The organism is Flavobacterium hibernum, from assembly GCF_000832125.1.
Lineage (GTDB): Bacteria > Bacteroidota > Bacteroidia > Flavobacteriales > Flavobacteriaceae > Flavobacterium > Flavobacterium hibernum.
The window spans coordinates 1-23,387 of sequence record NZ_JPRK01000020.1; the positions used below are offsets into that span (position 1 = coordinate 1).

The following is a 23,387-nucleotide window of genomic DNA, read 5'->3' on the forward strand; positions in this document are numbered from 1 at the left end:
AAAACTTTGCGACTTTGCGTCTTTGTGAGCAATTTTCGCCGTCAAAGAAATAACTTAAAAATAGAACCGGAAACATGGTATTCTTAAGAATATATTCCTCCGTTTATATTGATGATTTCTCCAGTAATATAACTTGCTTTTTTAGAGATCAAAAAGCTTACCAAATCTGCTACTTCTTCGGCTTCGCCAAAACGATTTACCGGAATTAGTTTTAATAATTCTTTTTCGTCCAATTGGCTTGTCATATCAGTTCTAATAAAACCTGGAGCAACACCATTTACAGTAATATTTCTTTTTGCAACTTCTTGAGCCAGAGCTTTTGTAGCAGCAACAATTGCGCCTTTTGCAGCCGAATAATTGGTTTGTCCTGCTGTTCCTTTTACACCAGATACCGAAACCATATTAACAATTCGACCATATTTGTTGCGAAGCATTTTTTGAATAAAAAATTGCGTCACGTTAAAAAATCCGTTTAAACTCGTGTTCACAACGCCATTCCAATCTTCGGGAGTCATCCACATAAAAAGACCATCTTTTGTAATACCGGCATTGTTTACAATAGCTTCTACAATGGCTTCAGGATTGGCGTCCTGCCATTGCGTTAATATTTTTTGTACTTCTTCAAAATTAGAAACATCAAATCCTAAGATTTCTCCTGTTGCGCCTAATTTTTGTATTTCCTGAAGTGTTTCTTCGGCAGCAGTTTTATTGGAGTGATAATTAATCAAAATATGATAATTGGCTTCAACAGCTAATTTTTTACAAATAGCACTTCCGATTCCTCTTGAACCACCTGTTACTAATACACATTTCATATATGTTGATTTTATTTTTTATTGGTCATATATGTTATCGCTTTTTATTGGAGTTTATGGTAAAAACACTTTATTTATAAGCGATTTCATCTATGTTGATTTTATTTTTTAGTTGAAATAAAAGTTATTTCGTTTTTTTAGCCACCGGTTTTTTAGTAGTTTTTGCGGCAGGTTTAGTTGCTTTTATTTCCTGTTTTGGTTTTTCGGCAGCAATTTCGACAGGTTGCGGCTTTTCGGTAGTTTGCGAAAATAATTCAGCATTTTCAAACCACTGATTGGCTAATACAGTTCCGTCTGGTTTAAGAAAACCCCATTTGCCTTCGTTTTTTACTCTTGCAACACCGTCAATAAATCCTTTGTCTTGTTTTAAAAACATGGCAATAATTGCGTTTGCGGTAATACCATATTGTGTTGGGATCACTAATTTTCCGGATTCATTAATAAATCCCCAGTTTTTTTCTTTTATAGGAGCCAATCCGTTTGAACTAAAAACTTCGGCATCATTATAAGTTGGCGGAATAACAAATTCGGCTTTTGGGTTTATGTATCCCCATTTTGATCCTACACAAACCGGAGCTAAGTTTTTAGAAAATGCTTTTGCTTTATCATAAATAGGTAGAATGGTCCAGTTTCCTTTTAAGTCAATAAAACCAATTTTTCCGTTCTTTCTGGCATATGTTAAATCCTGAGTTTCAAAATCCCATATTTTGTCTGCGCCATCAACAGGAATAAAATTTCCTGAACTGACAATTCCAAAAGTTTTGTCTTTTTTTGCCCAGGTTGTATTTTTAAAATAATTCCCTATTTCATCATAAACAGGTTCTACCAACTCTTTACCGGCAGTATTAATAATTCCCCATTTTTTATTGTTTTCGACTCTTGCAAAACCATTTTCAAAAGGCTTAATCTGGTCGTACTTTGGTTCAAGAACCACGGCCATTTTATTGTTGATTAATCCAACTTTATTGTTTTGTCTAAAAAAGGCAACACCGTCGGTAAAATCAAAAAGTTTGTCAGATGCAGGAGCTTTTTGAATTTCGCCTTTAGTATCAATATAAACCCAGTCTTTATCTTTTTTTACAATAGCAATTCCGCTATTAAAATCTTTTGCATCACTAAAAGTTGCTGGAATTACCCAGGTTCCTTTTGTATCAATAAACCCCCATTTTCCATTATCTTCTACTGCAGCCAAGCCATCAGAAAAGCTTTTTGCTGATTTGTATTGTGGTTCGATTTTAAAGTTCCCGTCTTTAGAAAGATATCCAATTTTAGAGTTTTTTTTAACCAAAGCCAATTCTTGACTATTAACAAATTGAATGCAGCAAACGAATAAAAAAATAAGTGTTTTTTTCATGATTTTAGGTTCAATATTAATATTTTGAAATAAATTCTTAACTGTTAATCAGGTAATCTTTTACTTTTTGAACAAAAGGATACATTACTTGATCTTCTTTAAAAGTAGGAATTATATTTCGGATATCGTTATACCATTTTTTAGTTACCGATGAAATTTGATCTTTTTGCTCTAAATAATCAATTGCCTGAACAATTGTAATTATTTCGATAGCCAAAACTTCAAAAGAGTTTTCGATAACTTTTGAGGTAATAACCGCAGCATTTGTACCCATACTTACAATATCCTGATTGTCGTTGTTGTTTGGTATACTGTGCACGTACATTGGGTTGGATAACATTTGGCTTTCGGCAGTTGTCGAGGTGGCAGTAAATTGAACGCCCTGCATTCCAAAATTAAATCCTAATGTTCCTAAGTTTACAAATGGAGGAAGAATTTCGTTGATTTTTGAATTCAGTAAATAGTTCAACTGACGTTCTGCCAACATGGTTAATTTGGTAATAACAATTTTTAGTTTATCCATTTCAAGCGAAATATAATCGCCGTGGAAGTTTCCTCCGTGATAAACGTGTTTGTTTTTTACATCGATAATTGGGTTGTCGTTTGCCGAGTTAAATTCGTCTTCAAGAATAGAAGCAACATTATTAATGGTTTCTAAAACTGGCCCCAAAATTTGAGGTACGCAACGTAATGAATAATATTCCTGAACTTTTTCTTTAAAAATTTCCTCTGTATTTTCTCCAGAATATAAATGATCTTCTCTTTTGCGAATCAAAGCACTGTCAGAAAGATTTTGTCTCATTCTGGCTGCCACTTCCTGTTGTCCTTTATGACGTTTGGTTTGGTTTAATTCTTCAGAGAAATGATCGTCATATGCCTGCACTAATTCGTTTATAGCACAAGAACATTTTAAAGACCAATCTAATAATTTATTAGCATGATGAACATTTACAACTCCAATTCCTGTCATTACAGAAGTTCCGTTAATTAGCGCTAAACCTTCTCTAATTTCTACCTGAATTGGTTTTAAACCTTCGATTTCAAAAACTTCTTGAGTTGGTCTTCTGTCTCCTTTATAAAAAACTTCGCCTTCGCCAATTAAGACTAAAGCTAAGTGAGATAATTGTACTAAATCGCCACTTGCACCAACACCACCGTGCTCAAAAATAAGAGGTGTAATGTCTCTATTAATCAATTCTGCCATCAGGTGAATTACTGAAGGGTGAACTCCAGAATTGCCTAATGATAATGTATTTAAACGAGCTAAAATTGCAGCTTTTGCACAAACAGCACTCAAAGGTTTTCCTGTTCCTGATGAGTGGCTTCTAATTAGGTTATATTGTAATTGAATTTGGTCAGATTCTTTAATTCTATATTGAGCCATTGGGCCAAAACCCGTATTTACACCATATATAACTTTATTTCCCGAAAATTCTTTCAAGAACTCAAAGCTTTCATTTACACGGTTTAAAACCAAATCACTAATGGTAACTTTGTTGTTTCCAAAGATAATTGATTCAAATTCGGCTAAACTTAAATATTCATTAATTGTATTCATTAAATTGTTTTTGGTTGTGCTAATTTAATTTTATTTATCAAAATAAATGTAGTTATTTTGATGATGGCAAATGTAGGTTAATAATTGATAATATTTTTAATATGATAAAGGAGTTTGTTGATGTATTGGTGATTGGCGCTGGACCTTCGGGATGTGTGTCAGCATCTTATCTTCACAAAAACAATGTTAAGGTAAAAGTGGTCGAAAAAACAAAATTCCCAAGACTTGTGGTTGGCGAAAGCCTAATACCGCGTGTTATGGATCATTTTTCTGAAGCAGAACTTTTTGAGAGTCTTGATGCGATGAATTTTGAGAAAAAATTGGGTGCTCGTTTTATTAGAGGCGAAGAAATATGTGTTTTTGATTTTAGCAAGAAATTTGGCAAGGGTTGGGATTGGACGTGGCAAGTGCCAAGAGCCGATTTTGACAATACAATGGCGCAGGAAGTAATTAGAAAAGGTATTGATCTTGAATTTGAAAGTGAAGTTTTGGAGGTTTCTTTTGAAGGGAAAAATTCTAAAACAATCGTAAAAGATAAGGATGGAAATTTAAAAGAAATTCACGCTAAATTTATCATTGATTCCAGCGGATATGGTAGAGTTTTACCGCGACTTTTAGATCTTGATACCCCATCGCAATTAGATCCGCATTCGTCGATATTTACACACGTAAAAGATATTAATAGAGAAGAAGGAGAGGAGGGAACTCAAATTTCATTTGATATTCTGGAAACCGAAGTTTGGTTATGGGTAATTCCTTTTTCGAACGGAAATACCAGTTTAGGAGTTGTTGGTCCAACAGATTTTATTAATTCATTATCTGAAAATAAGGATAACGCTGAAGCGTTACGAAACGCCATTCAGAAATCAGAATATTACATTAAAAGATTTAAAGGAACAGAGTTTTTGTTTGAACCTGTAAAACTCGAAAATTATTCGAGAGCCGTGAAAAGAATGTACGGAGATGGTTTTGCCTTAACAGGAAATAGTTCTGAATTTCTAGATCCGGTTTTTTCGTCGGGAGTTGCTTTTGCGACAGAATCTGGAATGTTGGCGGCCAAATTATACTTGAAAGAATCGCAAGGAATTGCTGTTGACTGGGAAGTTGAATTTACTGAATATATGAAAAGCGGAATTGTCGTTTTTACTACTTATGTAAAAGAATGGTATACAGGTAATTTGCAAACGCTGTTTTTTCATCAGCCTGAAAATCCAGATGTAAAAGAAAAAATTTGTTCCGTTTTGGCTGGTTACGTTTGGAATGAGGAAAATCCGTTTGTGAAAAAACATGATCACGTAATTGCGAATATGGCTTATTTATTGAATATGCAGAAAGATGAAGCAGAGAAAGAATAAGTTTTAATCGTTCTATAAAATACAAAAAGAGGATACCAATTTGGTATCCTCTTTTTTTTCTTCAAAAAATAATATAGTAAAAAATTATACTACCAGAATTTAACATACAATGCTACGATAATCAATAATGTAATTACGATTAATACTGTAGTTTGTGGTTTTACTTTAAACATTTCGGAATCTATTTCAAATGCTTTAGGATTTACTTTTGGTCCTGCAAAACTAATTCCTATCATAGCCAACATGGTAAAGAAGAATGATAATCCCATACAAATATGGAACGGGATTTCGAAAGCTCCTTTTCCGTTAGGATAAGCCGTATATAATAATGTTTCGTTCCCGAATAAAGCCGGAGCATATTCGTTGAATAAAACTGATAATACAAAACCAAGAATTACACCTACAATTGCAGCAGTTCCTGTAGTTCTTTTCCAGAACATACCAAGGAAGAACATAGCAAAAACTCCAGGGCTAATAAATCCAGTGTATTTTTGGATGTAAGTAAATCCACCAACACCACCAATTCCAAGAATATCATTCCATGTAAATAAAACAGCTAAAAGCATTGCAGCAAAAACAGCAATTCTACCAATGTTTACTTGTTGTTTTTCGCCAGCTTCTTTCTGGATGTATTTTTTATGAATATCTAAAGTATAAATGGTCGAGATACTGTTTACTTTTCCAGCTAGTGAAGCTACAATTGCAGCAGTCAAAGCCGCAACAGAAAGTCCTTTTAAACCAGTTGGTAAGAAAGTCAATACTGCAGAATATGCACCATCTTTTCCTCCAACTAATTGTGGTAAGTGTCCGTTTTTGTATAAAACAAAAGCAGCGATACCTGGCAACATTACAATTAATGGCATTAATAATTTTAGCATACCAGCAAACAAAATACCTGTACGAGCAGTTTGTAAATCTGCACCAAGAGCTCTTTGGGTAATGTATTGGTTACAACCCCAATAGTTTAAGTTGATGATCCAGATACCGGCAACGTAAGACATTAAACCGGGGAAAGTTAAGTATTTGTCAATCTCCAATTGAGATGAAGTAGCAGTTGGTTTTGGAATAATCATTTTGAAATGTTCCGGAGCTTCTCTCATTAAAACTTTGAAACCAGCAATAGCATTTTCGCCCACTCCAAAATATTGTCCAACAGTTGTTAATGCAATATAAGAAGTTACCAAACCTCCAATGATTAAAACAGCAACCTGAATAACATCTGTATAAGCTACAACTTTCATTCCTCCAAGAGAGATAAACAAAGCAAACACAGCCAATCCAACCATAATTACGTGAAGATATTCTCCTCCGGCAAGTCCGTTAATAGCAACTGCTCCTAAATATAAAATCGAAGTTAAGTTTACAAAAACATACAAAAACAACCAGAAAACAGCCATAATCAAAGCAGTCGATTCGTTGTAACGTGTTTTTAAGAATTGTGGCATCGTGTAAATCTTGTTTTTAAGATATACAGGAATAAACCATACTGCAACGATAATAAGTGCAACGGCTGCAAGCCATTCGTAAGCTGCAACAGCGATTCCTAAAAAGAAACCTTCACCACTCATTCCGATGAATTGCTCTGCCGAAATATTAGAAGCGATTAATGAAGCTCCAATTGCCCACCAAGTTAAATTTCCTTCGGCTAGAAAGTATGCTTTAGCATCATGTTCGTCTTTTTTACGTTTGCTGTAAACAGAATAACCGTAGGCCGAGACTACGATGAAATAAATTATAAAAACCGCATAATCTGCGAAAGCGAGGTTTTGGTTCATTGTTTTTGGTATTTTAAATTAGTATAGGTGATTGTTTGTTTTTATCTGGTTCTTAAAAAACATCGTTTTGTGGAAATTTTTCGAAACGATATTTTTATTGTGAATGTTGGTTTAAAGTGTGATATGTGTTTTTATTTTGTTATTTTTTTATGAAAATAAGAATGAAAGCCAAAAGTAAAATAAATAATTATAAATACACCAAGCGTAAATGTATTTTTTACATTTATAAAAACATTTATTGTGTTAAATTTTGATTTTGATCTTATTTTTTACTCAATTTGTAATGAATGTCAGATTGTTGTCTTAAAATTTCGGCACTTTTTTCGGCAGTGATATCTCTTTGTGCTTCGCCCAACATTTCGTAACCAACCATAAATTTCTTTACCGTTGCTGATCGTAATAATGGTGGATAAAAATGCATATGAAAATGCCATTCCGGATGTTCTAAATTATCTGTTGGAGCCTGATGAATTCCTGACGAATATGGGAAAGAAGTACTAAATAAATTATCGTACTTTATTGTTAATTGCTTTAAAATTTTGGCAAAAGCATTGGTTTCTTCATCCGTAAAATCAGTGATTTTTCCAAACGCTCTTTTGCTAATAATCATGGTTTCGTATGGCCATATTGCCCAAAATGGAACTAAAGCGACATAATGATCGTTTTCGATTACAACACGTTCTCCCGTTCTTAATTCGGCTTTAAGATAATCTTCAAGAAGCGTTCTATTATTTTTATCAAAATAGGATTTAAGACTATTATGAGTTTTTTCTACTTGTGTAGGAAGTGATGACTGAGCCCAGATTTGCCCATGCGGATGCGGGTTGCTGCATCCCATCACACTTCCTTTGTTTTCAAAAATCTGAACGTGATTGATGTATTTAATATTTCCTAAATCAGTATATTCTTTTTGCCAGGTTTTAATGATGTTTTCAATTCCGTCAATTTCCATTTCCGGTAGCGTAAGATCATGTTTTGGCGAAAAGCAAACCACTTTCGAAATTCCTTGTTCTGGTATAGCTTTAAAAAAAGTATGTTTAATATCTTCCTCAAAAATAATTTCATCCTGCTTCATAGCTGCAAAATCATTTTCGAATACAAAACTGTTTTCATACGTAGGATTGTTTGCACCATTAGCGCGAACATTTCCCGGACACAAATAACAAGTTGAGTCGTATTCTGGTAAAGCTTCTGTTGCTATTGTTTCATTTTGTCCTTGCCATGGACGTTTTGCACGATGAGGTGATACTAAAACCCATTCGTTAATTAAAGGGTTAAAACGTCTGTGTGGATCTTCGTTAATGTCAAAATTTTTCATTTTTGTTCTGGTGGTATTAAAGTAATGTTGTTCCGTTTGAGATTTTTACATCGTAAAATTTTAATTCAATCCCAAATGTATCTAAATAAAGATTTGAATACTTACGTTTAACCGCATTTTCTTGCCCTTTTTTAATCAAATTGATCGTGCAACCACCAAAACCTCCGCCCATTAAGCGAGAACCAATTATAGAATCATCAGCTTTTGCAGTATCTACAAGCATATCCAATTCCGCACAACTAACTTCATATTCCTGCGATAAACCATAATGCGTTTCAAACAACAATTGTCCTAAAAGCTCAATATTTCCCTTGTCCAAAGCTTCACACGCTTTTATTACGCGGTTTATTTCTTTTACAACATAATGTACTCTTTTAAAAACAGTCTCATTCATTTTGTCATGAATACTCAAAAGTTGTTCTTCAGTACAATCTCTAAAGCTTTTTACTTCAGGAAAATGACTTTTAATAATCGCTAAACCTTGTTCACATTCAATTCTACGAGTATTATACTCAGAGGTAAAAAGCGAATGTTTTACATTACTATCAAATAAAATCAAAGAATAATCTTTAAAATCGGCATTGTGATATTCAAAATCCAGCGTATTACAATCTAATTTTATCACTTTGTTTTCAAGACCATGAACGCTCGAAAACTGATCCATAATACCGCAATTAATACCTACCCAATGTTCTGCCTTTTGACCTAATAAAGCAAGATCTACTTTTTTAATTTCTAAATTGAAAAGCGCTGCGATACCAAAAATCATTCCGCACTCTAAAGCTGCCGAAGACGATAATCCTGAACCAACCGGAATATTACTGCTAAAAACACAATTGAAACCTTCAAACAAAAAACCGTTATCTTGTAATTGTTTTATAACGCCACGAATGTAATTTGTCCAGACAACATCACTTAATGTGATTTCTTCAGTCAAGTCGATTTCAAATTCCTCATTTAAATCAATGGCAATTATTTTAGATTTTTTAGAATTGTTTTTTTCAAAAGCAAAACAAATTATTTTGTCAATTGCTGCCGGTAAAACATAACCGTCGTTGTAGTCAATATGTTCGCCAATAATATTTATTCTTCCTGGGGAAAGAACTGTTTTTTGAGGTTTTGATCCGAACGATTTCTCAAAAAAAGCAGTTGTATTTTGTATTAAAATGTCATTCATTATTTTGTAATTGAAATAGTAATGCTTCTGTTTTTTGTAATTGTTTTAGCTGAAATACTAATTTATATTTTCAAACTTATAAATTGTTTTCTGTTGGTATGTTTCTCCTTTTTTCAAAACCGAATTCGGAAAATGGTCATGATTGGGTGCGTCTGGAAAATTTTGAGTTTCAAAACAAATTCCGCTTGACGAATGATAATTAGCATTTTCTTTGCCTTTTAAAATATCAAAACAATTTCCGCCTACATATATATGTACACTTGGCTGATCTGTAAAAACACTCATTTGCAAATTGTTTTTTGAACTGAACAATTGCGCCACAACATTATTTGTAGCTTCAAGTACAAAAGAATGATCTATTGATGCAGGGCATTTTTTTGGACTTCTAAAATCGAAATCGTGATTAGAAAGCGCTGTGAATTTTCCTGTTGGAATATTTCCTGCATTTGTTTCTAATATTTTATCCGATTCAATAATCATTTCCTGATTTAAAACAGTAGCATCATGACCATCAAGATTAAAATAACTATGATGTGTCAGGTTGATAACAGTATCTTTAGTAGACGTGGCTTTGTACTCTAATTCCAATTCATTTTTTTCCGTCAAAGTATAAGTCAAATCTACGTGCAATGTGCCAGGAAAATTTTCGTCTAAATCTGGACTCAACAAACTGAAGGTTATCGACGGATTATCACCAGAAGTTAAATTAGTAACATTCCATACTTTTTTTCCAAAACCAATATTTCCGCCATGCAAAGCATTCTCGTTATTATTAGTATTAAGTTGAAAACTTTTATTGTTTAATGTAAAAGCACCTTTATCGATTCGTCCAGCATATCGCCCAACAGTTGTACCAAAATAAGGAGCACTTGGCAAATTATAAGAAGCCAGATAAGATTCCAGATTATCGAAACCTAAAACTACATCGACAAGATTGCCGCCCGAAGTTGGAATTTGTAAAGAAGTAACAGTTGCACCATAATTTATAATCTGCACAATCATACCATTTTTGTTCGATAATTTAAAAGAAAGAACTTCTTCGTTATCTAATGTTATACCAAAAGATTTCGATGCAGATGTTTCTGGAGAATGCGATATGTTCTTTGTTTCCATATAAACTTTGAAAAAAATGAAATCCAAAAATAGAAACATTCTCTATTTTTACATACCAGTACCTACCAGTTTTTAGTATATTGCAAAAAAAACTAATTTTTATGAATGTTATTTCGATTCAAAACAATCTTGGTTTGCCAAAATATAAGCAGATTATTCTTTCAATTGAGAAATCGATTGAAGAAGGAAAGTTGCTAAAAGGAGACCGACTTCCGTCTGTAAACAAAGTTTGTCTGGCATTTTCATTGTCTCGAGATACTGTTTTATTAGGTTATGACGAACTCAAAAAAAGAGGTATTATTTATGCCATTCCCGGTAAAGGTTATTATGTTAAAAGCGTCGAAACCACCATAAAACAAAAGATTTTTTTATTATTTGATGAATTAAATAGTTTTAAAGAAGATATCTATAATTCGTTTTTGCAACACATTGGAAAAAATGTTCAGGTCGATATTTTCTTTCATCATTTTAATGCACAGGTTTTTCAGAAATTAATAAGTGACAGTTACGGCAATTATACCAAATACATTATAATGCCAACTAATTTAAGCGATGTTGCCAGTTTCCTAAAAAACCTACCAGTAGGTGAAGTAATCATACTAGATCAAACGAATCAGGACTTAAAATTGTATCCTGCAATTTATCAAAATCATCAAAAAGATATCTTTGAAGGGTTGACCAAAGGAAAAGCAAAGCTCAATAAATACCAAAAATTGATTTTAATTTTTCCCGGATTTCGAGAACCTCTTGGAATGAAAATTGGTTTTGAAGCTTTTTGTACTGAAAATGATTTTGAGTACGAAATTATTACTGAATTTGCTGAGAGAGAAATTACTTTTGGCGATTTGTTTATTATTCCGAATGATCGTGATTTGGTTCACGTAATCGAAAAAGCGAGATCTCAAAATTTGAAACTTGGTGCCGATTTTGGAATTATATCGTACAACGAAACTCCGTTAAAGAAAATTGTCGCAAACGGAATTACAACTATTTCAACTCATTTTGAAACTATGGGAAAAATTCTCGCCAGCATGGTTCTTAAAGGAAGCAAAGAACAAATAGAAAACAAATCGTCGTTAATTATTCGGAATTCTTTGTAAAGTGATATTTCCTTAATACGGTTTATTTCACAACTAAAAACATTTTTGTTTGAAACTATTTAAAAAAAAGAATGAAACATTTTTTTGTATATATTTGTAAATGTAAATTTTACACTTAATATTTTTAGTTTGTTTCTTATTCTTTAATTTTTAGTTTTTTAATAATAGTTTTATTGAAGTAAAAAACCCTGAAAGGTTGTAGTTTTCAGGGTTTTGGTTTTTTGTAAAATTGCATAATATTAAAATGATGTAGAAAATCTGTGCAAATCCTTTAATTCTATCTAACACTTTTTCAAAGGAACGCGGATTATGCGGATTCGCTAAAGCGAAAACACGGATTAAACGGATTTAATTTTCAATTATTTTAAAATCAGTTTTTAATCCGCGACTTTACTTTTGTAAATCTGTATCATCCGCGTCTCTTTTATAGATCATTCAAGTTAGCTTCTCTTTGTCAAAGTCCTCAACAAATTTCTTGCAATATATGGCTGTCTTTTTTATAAATTCAGTACAAAATCGTTTAGTAATTTTTCTTCGTATTTTTCTTTATTAAAAGTATACAGGTAAGATCCCTTTCGTGACGACTGCATATCTTTTTCTTCTAATTTGTTTAAAATTTCCAGCGAGTTGATTTTACTGATAAAGTTTCGTTTATCTAATTCTTTACTCAAAATAGCTTCATATAATTCTAATAACTGACGCATTGTGAATTTTTCAGGAAGCAATTCAAAACCAATAGGCTTGATCGAAGTCCTGTATCGCAATCTTTTGATAGCATTTTTAACCATCTCATTATGGTCAAAAATTAAGTTTGGCGCATCAGTAATACTAAACCATTGTGCATGGTAATTTTTAATCAATTCGGCATTATGATTTTCAATATTGATTAAAGCATAGTACGAAACAGAGATGGTTCTTTCGACAGGGTCACGATCAATTTCACTGTAAGCATATAATTGCTCCATATAAATATCGTTTAAACCCGTATATGTATTTAAAATTCTGATAGCCGCATCGTCAAGCACTTCATCACGTTTTAAAAAGCCACCAATTAAAGACCATTTTCCTTTTTCAGGCTCAAAGTCTCTCTTGATTAATAAGATTTTCAACCCCTCATGGTCGAACCCAAAAATGATACAATCTACTGCTAATAGTACTTTATCTGCAGAGCTATAACTGTTTAGCATATTAAATTTTTTATTGGTAAATATATAAACTTCCTAATTTGTTTTGCAACTATATTAATGTGTATTTTACACTTATGACAGAATGCTTTTTAATAATATTCTTAAGTTAATGGTTTTTATGAAAATACAGACAAAAGTAATGGTTTTTTTCTTGCTAAAATGACGCGTTAAATTTCAAATTTTATTAAAAATCTATAATTATCAATTCTTTTTCTCAAAATTTTAGATTTAGAACAAGATTTTGCAAGACAAGTATCCGTTTTTATTTGGATTTTCACACTTCGTTTGCTAAATGTGTTTTTATTTTACCTTTTTAATATTATTTATTTGTTTTTGAGTGTTTATTTTAGTTAAATTTACAAATGTATAAAAAACACTTATATTAATGTGAATTGCTGTAGAATCGATTCTAAAAATTTGTATTGTACTAAAGAACAGATATATTATGAAAAAAACACTTTTAGTAGCATTTCTTATTATCACTTGCGCTCGCAATAGTTTTGCCCAAAGCCAAACTACAGTAATTTCTATAAAAGAAACCACCACTTCACCCATAATAAATAAAAACATTTATGGACATTTTGCCGAGCATTTAGGACGATCTATTTATGGAGGTTTTTTTGTGGGGGATACTTCAAAAATTCCAAATACAAACGGAGTTCGAAATGATATTATTAAAGCCTTAAAAGAATTAAAAATTCCAAATTTAAGATGGCCTGGAGGTTGTTTTGCAGATACCTATCACTGGAAAGATGGTATTGGGCCAAAAGAAAATAGACCGACAATTGTAAATCAATGGTGGGGAGGAGTAACTGAAGATAATAGTTTTGGGACACATGATTTTTTAAACATGTGCGAATTGCTTGGGGCAGAACCTTACTTATCCGGAAATGTTGGTAGCGGTACCGTACAGGAACTTTCGGATTGGGTGCAATATGCCAATTTTAAAGGGAAAAGCCCAATGAGTGACTTGCGTACAAAAAATGGCAGAACAGAACCTTGGAAAGTGAATTTTTGGGGCATTGGAAATGAAGCCTGGGGTTGTGGTGGAAATATGACGGCAGATTATTATGCAAATGAGTATAGAAAATATGCCACATTTATGCCAAATGATATCGTAAGAATTGCATCGGGCGCAAATAGTGACAACTATAATTGGACAGAAACTTTAATGAAAAATATTCCAGCCAATATGTTAGGAGGCTTGGCACTTCATCATTATTCTGTAATAGATTGGAATAAAAAAGGAGACGGCGTTGATTTTACCGAAGATCAATATTTTGCAACAATGAAAGAGGCGCTAAAAATGGAAGAGTTGGTTACCAAACATTCGGCGATTATGGACAAATATGATCCAAACAAAAAAATTGACCTTGTTGTAGATGAATGGGGTGGTTGGTACGATGTTGAAAAAGGAACTAATCCCGGTTTTTTATTCCAACAAAACACGATGCGAGATGCGGTTTTGGCAGGAGCAACATTAAATATTTTTAACAATCACGCAGATAGAGTTCGTATGGCAAATTTGGCACAATGTGTAAATGTTTTGCAAGCCGTTATTTTAACAGATAAAGCAAAAATGATTACTACGCCAACTTACCATGTAATGAAAATGTACAATGTACATCAAGACGCTACATTATTAAATCTAAATTTTAGCGCGCCAAATTATACCTATAGAGGAGAATCACTTCCGGCGGTTTCGGCATCAGCCTCAAAAGACAAAAGCGGAAAAGTTCATATTTCGATAGTAAACATCGATTCAAAAAATAAAAACAAAATAGAAATTGATGTAAATAATTTGGGAGTAAAAAACTTTACGGGAACAATTTTAAACGCATCAAAATTACAGGATTTTAATTCTTTTGATACGCCCAATAAAATTGTACCAACAGCTTTTAAAGGATTTGAAAATAAAAAAGGAAAACTAGAAATTACAATTCCTCCATTTTCAGTATTGGTTTTAGAAGGAAAATAGAATTGCAAGCATAATTCTCTTTTATTTTAGAGTAAAAGAGCTTTGTAACAAGAATGCTAACAAATTAAAATAAAGCCAATTTATATTTGAATTTGGTGATATTTTGAATTTAAGATGAAGTATTCGTAATTGAACAAGTGTAAAAGTTACGTTTGTTTTTAGTTTTAATCTTAAATGTTTGATTTTGATGCATTATTTGTAAAAATATCGCACGCCTTTTTTGTTAAGTGTTTTTTATACACTTATGAATTATTTATAATTATATTTGTCACTATTAAAAAATGAATTTCGAATGAAAAATTACGTTATAGGATTGGACTACGGAACAGATTCTGTTCGAGCGATGCTAATAGACACTGAAAATGGGCAAGAGTTGGCATCCAATGTTTCTCATTATAAGAGATGGAAAAACAAACAATATTGCGATGCGTCGATAAATCAATTTCGTCAGCATCCTTTAGATCATATTGAAGGTTTAGAAATTACGATTCAAACCGTTATAAAAGAAAGTAAAGTAGATCCTTCATTAATAAAAGGAATTTGTATTGATACGACGGGATCATCTCCGGTTCCTGTAACCAAAGACGGAATTCCGTTGGCATTGACAAAAGGTTTTGAAGAAAACCCAAATGCAATGATGGTGTTATGGAAAGATCATACATCTATAAATGAAGCAAACGAAATCAATGAACTGGCTGTAAGCTGGGGCGGAGAAAACGTAACCAAATATGTTGGTGGAATTTATTCATCAGAATGGTTTTGGGCAAAAATCCTGCACATTGCCAGAGAAGATGAAGCCGTTCGAAATGCAGCGTATACCTGGATGGAGCATTGCGATTTAATGACGTATTTATTAATCGAAGAAAAAGATTTAAAAACATTTAAAAGAAGCCGTTGCGCCGCGGGACATAAGGCAATGTGGCACGAAGACTGGAACGGACTTCCTCCGGTTGAATTTTTAGAAAAATTACATCCCTATTTAGCACAGCTTCGCGGTAATTTATACGATGAAACGTATACATCTGATTTAGTTGCCGGAAATTTAAGTAAAGAATGGGCAGATCGTTTAGGACTTTCAACAGAAACTGTTGTAGCTGTTGGGACCTTCGATGCACATTCTGGAGCAGTTGGGGCAAAAATTGGAGAAAATACTTTGGTTCGTGTTATGGGAACTTCAACCTGCGATATTTTGGTTGGTTCTTATGATGAAGTGGGAACTAAAACTGTTCGTGGAATCTGCGGACAAGTTGACGGATCTGTAATTCCGGGCTTTATTGGTCTTGAAGCAGGGCAATCTGCTTTTGGAGATTTATTGGCTTGGTACAAAGAATTATTGCTTTGGCCAACAGATCATTTATTAACAGCTTCGACTGTTTTAAATGACGAACAAAAAGAGCAACTAAGAGAAGAATTCAGTGATAAATTAATTGTAGAATTAACAAAAGAAGCCGAGAAAATTGCGGTTTCAGATAGTCTTCCAATTGCTTTGGACTGGATTAACGGACGTAGAACTCCAGATGCTAATCAGGAATTAACAAGCGCGATTTCAAACCTTTCTTTAGGAACAAAAGCACCGCACATTTTTAAAGCTTTAGTAAACGCAATTTGTTTTGGAGCAAAGAAAATTGTAGACCGTTTTGAAGAAGAAGGTGTAAAAATTGACAGTGTTATCGGAATTGGTGGCGTTGCCCGCAAATCTCCTTTTATCATGCAGACTTTGGCAAACGTTTTAAACAAGCCAATTAAAATTGCAGCTTCAGACCAAACCCCAGCTTTAGGTGCAGCAATTTATGCGGCCGTTGCAGCAGGAATTTATTCAAACGTAATCGAAGCAAGCCAAAAAATAGGAAGCGATTTTGACGGAGAATATTTTCCTCAATTAGATAAAGTAGCAGCCTATAACAAACTACTTATTGCTTACGATCAATTAAGCGCTTACGAAGATCCAACTATTAAAATTTCGCAACATGAGTTCTCAATATAAAGATTTAAAACAAGAATGTTACGAAGCCAATATGCAGTTAAACGCATTGAATTTGGTGGTCTATACATTCGGAAATGTAAGCGCAGTAGATAGAGAAAATGGTGTTTTTGCCATTAAACCAAGCGGTGTTCCTTACGAAGATTTAAAATCCGAAGATATTGTAATTGTCGATTTTGATAATAACATTATCGAAGGAACAATGCGTCCGTCATCAGACACCAAAACGCACGCTTATTTATATAAAAACTGGCCAAATATCGGAGGCGTTGCACATACGCACGCAACCTATTCAGTAGCTTGGGCGCAATCGCAACAAGATATTCCAATTTTCGGAACCACACATGCAGATCATTTAACAGCAGATATTCCGTGCGCACCGCCAATGGCAGATGCACTTATTGAAGGAAACTACGAACACAATACCGGAATTCAGATTTTGGATTGTTTCAAAGAAAAAAATCTTTCATACGAAGAAGTAGAAATGGTTTTGATTGGAAATCATGGTCCGTTTGCATGGGGAAAAAATGCAGCAAAAGCAGTTTATAACAGTAAGGTTCTGGAAGTTGTAGCCGAAATGGCGTACCTGACTTTACAAATAAACCCAAATGCACCAAGATTAAAAGATTCATTAATAAAGAAACATTACAATCGTAAACACGGAAAAGATTCGTATTACGGACAGTAGAAAATTTGTTTCAGGTTTCAGGTTTTTTTTGTTTCAAGTTGTTGGAACGTGAAAATTGGAACGTGAACATGAAACAGATAAAACAAAAATAATAACATAACAATAAGATTTTCGGCATTTCAAAACTTGAAACTTGAAACAAAGAAAACTTGAAACAAAATAAAAAATGATAGATATATCTCAAAAAGAAGTATGGTTTGTAGTAGGAAGCCAGGAATTATACGGTGAAGAAACACTAAGAAAAGTAGCAGAACATTCGCAGATAATTGCAAAAGGATTGGATGCTTCATCTAGTATTCCGGTAAAAGTGGTTTATAAAGATGTGGTAAAATCTCCATCTCAGATATTAGACGTTTGTTTAGCAGCAAATTCGGCTAAAAACTGTATCGGAATTATTGCGTGGATGCATACTTTTTCACCAGCAAAAATGTGGATTGGCGGTTTGAGTATTCTAAAAAAACCATTATGTCATTTACACACACAATATAATGCTGAAATTCCGTGGGGATCTATTGACATGGATTTCATGAACTTAAACCAATCTGCTCACGGAGATCGTGAATTTGGTTTCATCATGTCAAGAATGCGTAAAAAACGTAAAGTTGTTGTAGGACATTGGGAAGATGAAAGAGTTCAGAAAAAATTAGGTATCTGGTCAAGAGTTGTACTTGGATGGGACGAACTTCAAAACTTAAAAGTGGCTCGTATTGGAGACAATATGCGTGAAGTTGCCGTTACAGAAGGAGACAAAGTTGAAGCTCAAATTCGTTTTGGAGTTTCCGTAAACGGATTCGATTCATCGGATGTTACCAAACATATTGAAAAAGTTACAGACCAACAATTAGCTGATTTATTGGCAGTTTATGAGTCATCTTATACTTTAACTGATTCTTTAAAAGAAGGTGGAGCGCAAAGAAGTTCTTTAGTTGAAGCGGCAAAAATTGAATTAGGTTTAAGAGCTTTCCTTGAAGAAGGAGGTTTCGGAGCTTTTACAGATACATTCGAAAACCTTGGTGCTTGGAAACAACTTCCTGGAATCGCAACACAAAGATTAATGGCCGACGGTTATGGTTTTGGTGGTGAAGGCGACTGGAAAACCGCTGCAATGGTGAGAGCATTAAAAGTAATGAATATTGGTCTTGAAGGAGGAACTTCTTTCATGGAAGATTATACATACCATTTCACGCCTCAAAAATCATATGTTTTAGGATCGCACATGTTAGAAATTTGTCCTTCAATTGCTGATGGAAAACCTTCTTGTGAAGTGCATCCTTTAGGAATTGGAGGAAAAGAAGATCCGGCTCGTTTGGTATTTAATTCCCCTGCAGGAGATGCAATCAATGTTTCTTTGGTTGATATGGGAACTCGTTTTCGTTTGATTGTAAACGAAGTTGAAGCTATTAAACCATTGGCAGAATTACCAAAATTACCTGTTGCCAGAGTTCTATGGGATTGCAAACCAAATCTGGATATAGCTGCAACAGCATGGATTCTTGCCGGAGGAGCGCATCACACCGTTTACAGTCAGTCATTAACAACAGAATATATGGAGGATTTTGCTGATATTGCCGGAATTGAATTATTGGTTATTGATGAAAAAACTACGGTAAGAGACTTTAAAGATAAGATTAATGCTAATGAAGCGTATTTTCATTTGTTTCAGCATGGACTTTAATTAAAGGTGCAAAGGTTCAAAGAAGCAAAGGTTCAGAGTTTTTTGCTACTTTTAACATCTAACATTTTACTTTTTACAAATCAAAAAAATATCATTTATGAATGTAATAAAACGATGTGTTTTTGGAATCGGCCTGTTGAGTTTGGCGGCAATTTCAGTTCAATGCAAAAACGATAAAAAAATGGATAACGCTACAGTTTCTTCAGATCAAAAAGCTACAGTTACAATCGAAAAATCTTCTTATGGGACAACTGCAAAAGGAGAAAAAGTAGACAGTTACAAATTAAAAAACCAAAATGGGATGGAAGTTGATATCATCACTTTTGGAGGAAGAATTACAGATTTGAAAGTGCCTAATAAAGAAGGAGTTTCAGAAAATGTAGTAATCGGATTTAATTCTTTGGCACAATACGAAAAAGAAAATCCTTTCTTCGGAGCTTTGATTGGAAGATATGGAAATAGAATCGCAAAAGGAAAATTCTCTTTAGACGGAAAAGAATATCAATTGGCTATAAATAATGCACCAAACGCTTTGCACGGTGGACCGCAAGGATATTTTAACGTCGTTTGGAAAGCCGATGAGGCTAAATCCGGAGAAACAGCTTCTTTAAAATTATCGTATTTAAGCAAAGATATGGAAGAAGGATATCCTGGAAATTTACAGGTTTTTGTTACTTATACTTTGACAAATGATAATCAATTAGAAGTTTTGTATGAAGCTACAACAGATAAGAAAACGGTAGTGAATTTAACGCAACATTCGTATTTTAATTTATCTGGAGATTTCACCAAAACAATCTTAGATCACGAATTAACTTTAAATGCTGATAAAATTGTTCCGGTTGATGCAACTTTAATTCCAACAGGAAAATTAGAAGATGTTGCGAATACGCCTTTCGATTTCAGAACGCCAAAATTAATTGGAAAAGACATCAATGCTAAAAACGAACAATTAGAAAGAGGAAAAGGTTACGATCATTGTTGGGTATTGAACAATCCTGAAAAAGGAAAAACAATAATTGCAAAAGTATATCACGCGCCAAGCGGAAGAATTTTGGAAGTAACAACAGACGAACCAGGAATTCAGTTTTACTCAGGAAATTTCCTTGACGGAACTTTACCAACGCCTAAAGGCGGAACATTTGGTCACAGAACCGCACTTTGTCTGGAAACAGAACATTATCCGGATTCTCCAAATCAGAAAAACTTTCCAACAACGGTTTTAAACCCGGGAGAAAATTATAAAACTAAAACTACTTTTAAATTCTCAGTGAAGAAATAGTTTTAGGATTTGTTTATTAGTTCAGTAATTCTCTAAAGAACCTCGTAAGTTATACTTGCGAGGTTTTTTTATTTGTAATTATTAAAACGCATTACGATTTGTAAGGATTTTGTTAATTTATTCAATTATTTGATATATTTGAGGGATAATTATTGTAAAAACTATTAGTAAATGAAAAACCCAATTAAAGCATTACTTCTGTTATTAACATCTTCAGTATTTGGAATAGCAAATGCTCAGGTTCAGATGAATTCTAAATTTGACACGCCTTATGGTAACAATACCGCTGTTGGAAAGTTTGTCGAACTCAATGGAGCTAAAATCTATTATGAAGAATATGGAAAAGGAGAACCGTTGTTATTGATTCATGGAAATAGTGGAAGTATTGAAACAATGGGAAATCAGATTGCTTATTTTAAAAGTAAATACAGAGTAATTGCTCTTGATAGTAGAGGACAAGGCAAATCGGAGTTGAAAACAGATTCTTTAACATTTGTCCAAATGACAAAAGATACTGAAGCATTAGTTAATCACTTAAAACTGGATTCAATAAGTATTATTGGATGGAGTGACGGAGGAATTGTTGGATTACAAATGGGGATTTCAGGGAAATCAAAAATAAAGAAAATCATAGCGATGGGTGCCAATTTACGACCTGATTCTACTGCTATTTATTCATGGGCGGTAAAAGGTCTTCAGAACGAGAGAAAAGTGTTTAGTGCAAAAATTAAAGAAAAAGACACTAGCGAGAACTGGAATCTGCTGAAACAAATTTCTGGACTTTTAGCAGATCAGCCTAATATTGCAGCAAAAGATTTATCAAAAATTAAAGCAAAAGTGCTTGTAATAGCAGGAGATAGAGACGTAATCAGAAATGAGCATACGGTTGAAATTTTCGAAAATATACCTAAAGCACAGCTATGTATTATGCCTGGAGAGACCCATTTTGCGCCGGCTTCAAGTCCGGAAGTATTTAATGCAATAGCCAATAAATTTTTATCAGAACCTTTTAAAAGACCAGATTCAGATTTTACTAAATGGGATAAATAAAATTGGATCAACAGAATTGTGTTATTTTAGCCATGAATTTCAACTTTATTTAATTCGTGGCTAAAAAAACAAAAAATGACTTTCAAACACATATTCAAAGTAGCATTAAATTGGACTTCGAAAAAAGAGGAAAAATCAACTTCAAAAATTCACAACAAAACACATCAAATTAAAATTGATGGAAAACCTGTTTTAGATGTTTCTGCTGCAAAAGCTTTCAAAGGCGATCCGAAATTATATAATCCTGAAGATTTGTTGTTAAGTAGTTTGGTTTCCTGTCATATGATGTCCTACTTATATGTTTGTTCTCAAAACGGAATAGAAGTTCTCGAATATTTAGACAATGCCGAGGCAACGCTTGAAGTTTCAGCATCGGGAAGTGGACGTTTTGTTGAGGTTAGGTTAAAGCCTATAGTGAAAATTTCAAATCCAGACCAAATAGAATTGGCTTTGGATTTACATTTTAAAGCAAATCAATTGTGTTTTATTGCTAATTCCTGCAATTTTCCTGTTTTGCATGAGGCTAGTTGTGAAGTTTAATAATTTATTTGAACCGTATGAGTTATATAAGTAAATATTGATCTTACGTTATATACCATCTTGTAAATGAACTTATATGGTTTAAAATAGCATAAAACCAAAAAAACCTCTTCTTTCGAAGAGGTTTTTGTACCCGGAGCCGGAGTCGAACCGGCACGGTTTCCCACAGGTGTTTGAGACCAGCGCGTCTACCAATTCCGCCATCCGGGCTTAGCAGACGAAAAAATAACTAATAAATTAATTATTTTAACGCAATAGAATAAGTTAATTATGATGTCATAACTGTGCTTATTCCTTTAACACGGTGCAAATGTAAAAAATAAAATTAAAAATTCTAATAAAAATACTTAATTTTTTCCTTTCAGTGTCCAATAAATTTTCTAAATTTGCACCTCGTTAAAACGAAGCACACACAACTAACTACAAAACAACAAATTATAATGTCGCACCTAGAACCAGAAGCTAAAATTTTTGCTTGTTCACAAAGTGTTTATCTTGCAGAAAAAATTGCAGAACAATACGGAATTCCGTTAGGAAAAGTAACTATGTCAACGTATAGTGATGGAGAATTTCAACCATCTTACGAAGAATCAATTAGAGGATTACGCGTTTTTATCGTGTGCTCAACTTTTCCAACTGCTGATAATTTGATGGAATTGTTATTAATGATTGATGCAGCAAAACGCGCATCAGCAAGACACATTACAGCTGTTATGCCTTATTTTGGTTGGGCAAGACAAGATAGAAAAGATAAACCAAGAGTTCCGATTGGGGCAAAATTAGTAGCTAATTTATTAGATGCTGCCGGAGCAACAAGAGTAATGACAATGGATTTGCATGCAGATCAAATTCAAGGGTTTTTCGAAAAACCAGTAGATCATTTATTTGCATCTACAATCTTTTTACCATATGTAGAAAGTTTAAAGTTAGAAAATCTAACAATTGCATCTCCAGATATGGGAGGTTCAAAAAGAGCATATGCTTACTCTAAGTTTTTAGAATCAGATGTAGTAATCTGTTACAAACAAAGAAAAGCAGCCAACGTTATCGACACTATGGAATTAATTGGTGAAGTAAAAGGTCGTAACGTAATATTAGTAGACGACATGATCGATACTGGTGGTACATTAGCAAAAGCTGCCGATTTAATGATCGAAAAAGGAGCGTTAAGCGTTAGAGCAATTTGTACACACGCCATTTTATCAGGTGACGCATACGAAAAAATTGAAAACTCAAAATTAAGTGAGTTAATAGTTACCGATTCTATTCCGTTAAAGAGAGAATCAAAGAAAATAAAAGTCGTGAGTTGTGCACCTCTTTTTGCTGAAGTAATGCACATGGTGCACCACAACAATTCCATTAGTGGAAAATTTATTATGTAAAAGCTATATGCTTTGGGCTTTAAGCCGTAAGCTATATCACTTTACAAAAAGCCTAAGGC

The 23,387-nt window shown here is 33.4% G+C and carries 18 protein-coding genes and 1 tRNA gene; 10 read left to right on the forward strand and 9 right to left on the reverse strand.

Features of this window, described 5'->3' with window-relative positions; all coding sequences use genetic code 11:
• Positions 1-83 precede the first annotated feature (83 nt).
• The 3 genes from fabG to IW18_RS19915 form a co-directional block, all read right to left on the reverse strand.
• Positions 84-815 (reverse strand): 3-oxoacyl-ACP reductase FabG, encoded by a 732-nt coding sequence (gene fabG, locus IW18_RS19905; protein ID WP_041519930.1) that lies wholly within the window; start codon positions 813-815, stop codon positions 84-86.
• A gap of 124 nt (positions 816-939) precedes the next feature.
• Positions 940-2,169: a WG repeat-containing protein gene (locus IW18_RS19910; protein ID WP_041519931.1), complete on the reverse strand. Its 1,230-nt coding sequence runs from the start codon at positions 2,167-2,169 to the stop codon at positions 940-942.
• A gap of 37 nt (positions 2,170-2,206) precedes the next feature.
• Positions 2,207-3,727, reverse strand: coding sequence for an HAL/PAL/TAL family ammonia-lyase (locus IW18_RS19915; RefSeq protein ID WP_041519932.1), 1,521 nt, complete (start codon positions 3,725-3,727; stop codon positions 2,207-2,209).
• A 101-nt stretch (positions 3,728-3,828) separates the two neighbouring features.
• Here IW18_RS19915 and IW18_RS19920 point away from each other — a divergent pair, with 101 nt between their 5' ends.
• On the forward strand, positions 3,829-5,082 hold the full coding sequence (locus IW18_RS19920) for an NAD(P)/FAD-dependent oxidoreductase (RefSeq protein WP_041519933.1): 1,254 nt from the start codon (positions 3,829-3,831) through the stop codon (positions 5,080-5,082).
• 89 nt (positions 5,083-5,171) lie between these two features.
• Here IW18_RS19920 and IW18_RS19925 read toward each other — a convergent pair whose 3' ends face one another.
• The 4 genes from IW18_RS19925 to IW18_RS19940 all read right to left on the reverse strand — a co-directional run bounded on the left by IW18_RS19925 (position 5,172) and on the right by IW18_RS19940 (position 10,465).
• Positions 5,172-6,857: a sodium/sugar symporter gene (locus IW18_RS19925; protein WP_041519934.1), complete on the reverse strand. Its 1,686-nt coding sequence runs from the start codon at positions 6,855-6,857 to the stop codon at positions 5,172-5,174.
• A 262-nt stretch (positions 6,858-7,119) separates the two neighbouring features.
• Positions 7,120-8,175, reverse strand: a complete 1,056-nt coding sequence (locus tag IW18_RS19930) for a UDP-glucose--hexose-1-phosphate uridylyltransferase (protein WP_041519935.1) — start codon at positions 8,173-8,175, stop codon at positions 7,120-7,122.
• Positions 8,176-8,191: 16 nt separating this feature from the next.
• Positions 8,192-9,352 (reverse strand): galactokinase, encoded by a 1,161-nt coding sequence (gene galK / locus IW18_RS19935; RefSeq protein ID WP_041519936.1) that lies wholly within the window; start codon positions 9,350-9,352, stop codon positions 8,192-8,194.
• A gap of 57 nt (positions 9,353-9,409) precedes the next feature.
• Positions 9,410-10,465 (reverse strand): aldose epimerase family protein, encoded by a 1,056-nt coding sequence (locus IW18_RS19940; RefSeq protein WP_041519937.1) that lies wholly within the window; start codon positions 10,463-10,465, stop codon positions 9,410-9,412.
• Positions 10,466-10,566: 101 nt separating this feature from the next.
• Between IW18_RS19940 and IW18_RS19945 the strand changes: the two genes are divergently transcribed.
• Positions 10,567-11,565, forward strand: coding sequence for a GntR family transcriptional regulator (locus tag IW18_RS19945; RefSeq protein ID WP_041519938.1), 999 nt, complete (start codon positions 10,567-10,569; stop codon positions 11,563-11,565).
• A 497-nt stretch (positions 11,566-12,062) separates the two neighbouring features.
• Here the strand turns inward: IW18_RS19945 and IW18_RS19950 are convergent, their stop codons facing one another.
• Positions 12,063-12,752: an NUDIX hydrolase gene (locus IW18_RS19950; protein WP_041519939.1), complete on the reverse strand. Its 690-nt coding sequence runs from the start codon at positions 12,750-12,752 to the stop codon at positions 12,063-12,065.
• A 445-nt stretch (positions 12,753-13,197) separates the two neighbouring features.
• Here IW18_RS19950 and IW18_RS19955 point away from each other — a divergent pair, with 445 nt between their 5' ends.
• From IW18_RS19955 to IW18_RS19985, 7 genes are all read left to right on the forward strand, one after another.
• The gene (locus tag IW18_RS19955) at positions 13,198-14,730 is read left to right on the forward strand and encodes an alpha-N-arabinofuranosidase (protein WP_041519940.1); all 1,533 of its coding nucleotides are present in this window, start codon (positions 13,198-13,200) and stop codon (positions 14,728-14,730) included.
• Between the two features lie 292 nt (positions 14,731-15,022).
• Entirely contained in the window at positions 15,023-16,714 is a 1,692-nt protein-coding gene (locus IW18_RS19960; RefSeq protein WP_041519941.1) for a ribulokinase, read from the forward strand.
• On the forward strand, positions 16,698-17,399 hold the full coding sequence (locus tag IW18_RS19965) for an L-ribulose-5-phosphate 4-epimerase (RefSeq protein ID WP_041519942.1): 702 nt from the start codon (positions 16,698-16,700) through the stop codon (positions 17,397-17,399). Before IW18_RS19960 ends, IW18_RS19965 begins: the two co-directional genes overlap by 17 nt.
• A gap of 166 nt (positions 17,400-17,565) precedes the next feature.
• Entirely contained in the window at positions 17,566-19,074 is a 1,509-nt protein-coding gene (gene araA, locus IW18_RS19970) for an L-arabinose isomerase (protein WP_041519943.1), read from the forward strand.
• A gap of 97 nt (positions 19,075-19,171) precedes the next feature.
• Positions 19,172-20,356 carry an aldose epimerase family protein gene (locus IW18_RS19975; RefSeq protein WP_041519944.1) on the forward strand — a complete coding sequence of 395 codons (1,185 nt, stop codon included), beginning with the start codon at positions 19,172-19,174 and terminating at the stop codon, positions 20,354-20,356.
• A gap of 171 nt (positions 20,357-20,527) precedes the next feature.
• Complete coding sequence (locus IW18_RS19980) at positions 20,528-21,406, forward strand: alpha/beta fold hydrolase (protein ID WP_052480243.1); 879 nt, start codon at positions 20,528-20,530, stop codon at positions 21,404-21,406.
• Between the two features lie 75 nt (positions 21,407-21,481).
• Positions 21,482-21,946: an OsmC family protein gene (locus IW18_RS19985; protein ID WP_041519945.1), complete on the forward strand. Its 465-nt coding sequence runs from the start codon at positions 21,482-21,484 to the stop codon at positions 21,944-21,946.
• Between the two features lie 130 nt (positions 21,947-22,076).
• On the opposite strand, the gene IW18_RS19990 is transcribed toward IW18_RS19985, so the two are convergent.
• A tRNA-Leu gene (locus tag IW18_RS19990) sits at positions 22,077-22,156 on the reverse strand.
• Between the two features lie 230 nt (positions 22,157-22,386).
• Here IW18_RS19990 and IW18_RS19995 point away from each other — a divergent pair.
• Entirely contained in the window at positions 22,387-23,328 is a 942-nt protein-coding gene (locus tag IW18_RS19995) for a ribose-phosphate pyrophosphokinase (RefSeq protein ID WP_041519946.1), read from the forward strand.
• Positions 23,329-23,387: the final 59 nt, after the last annotated feature.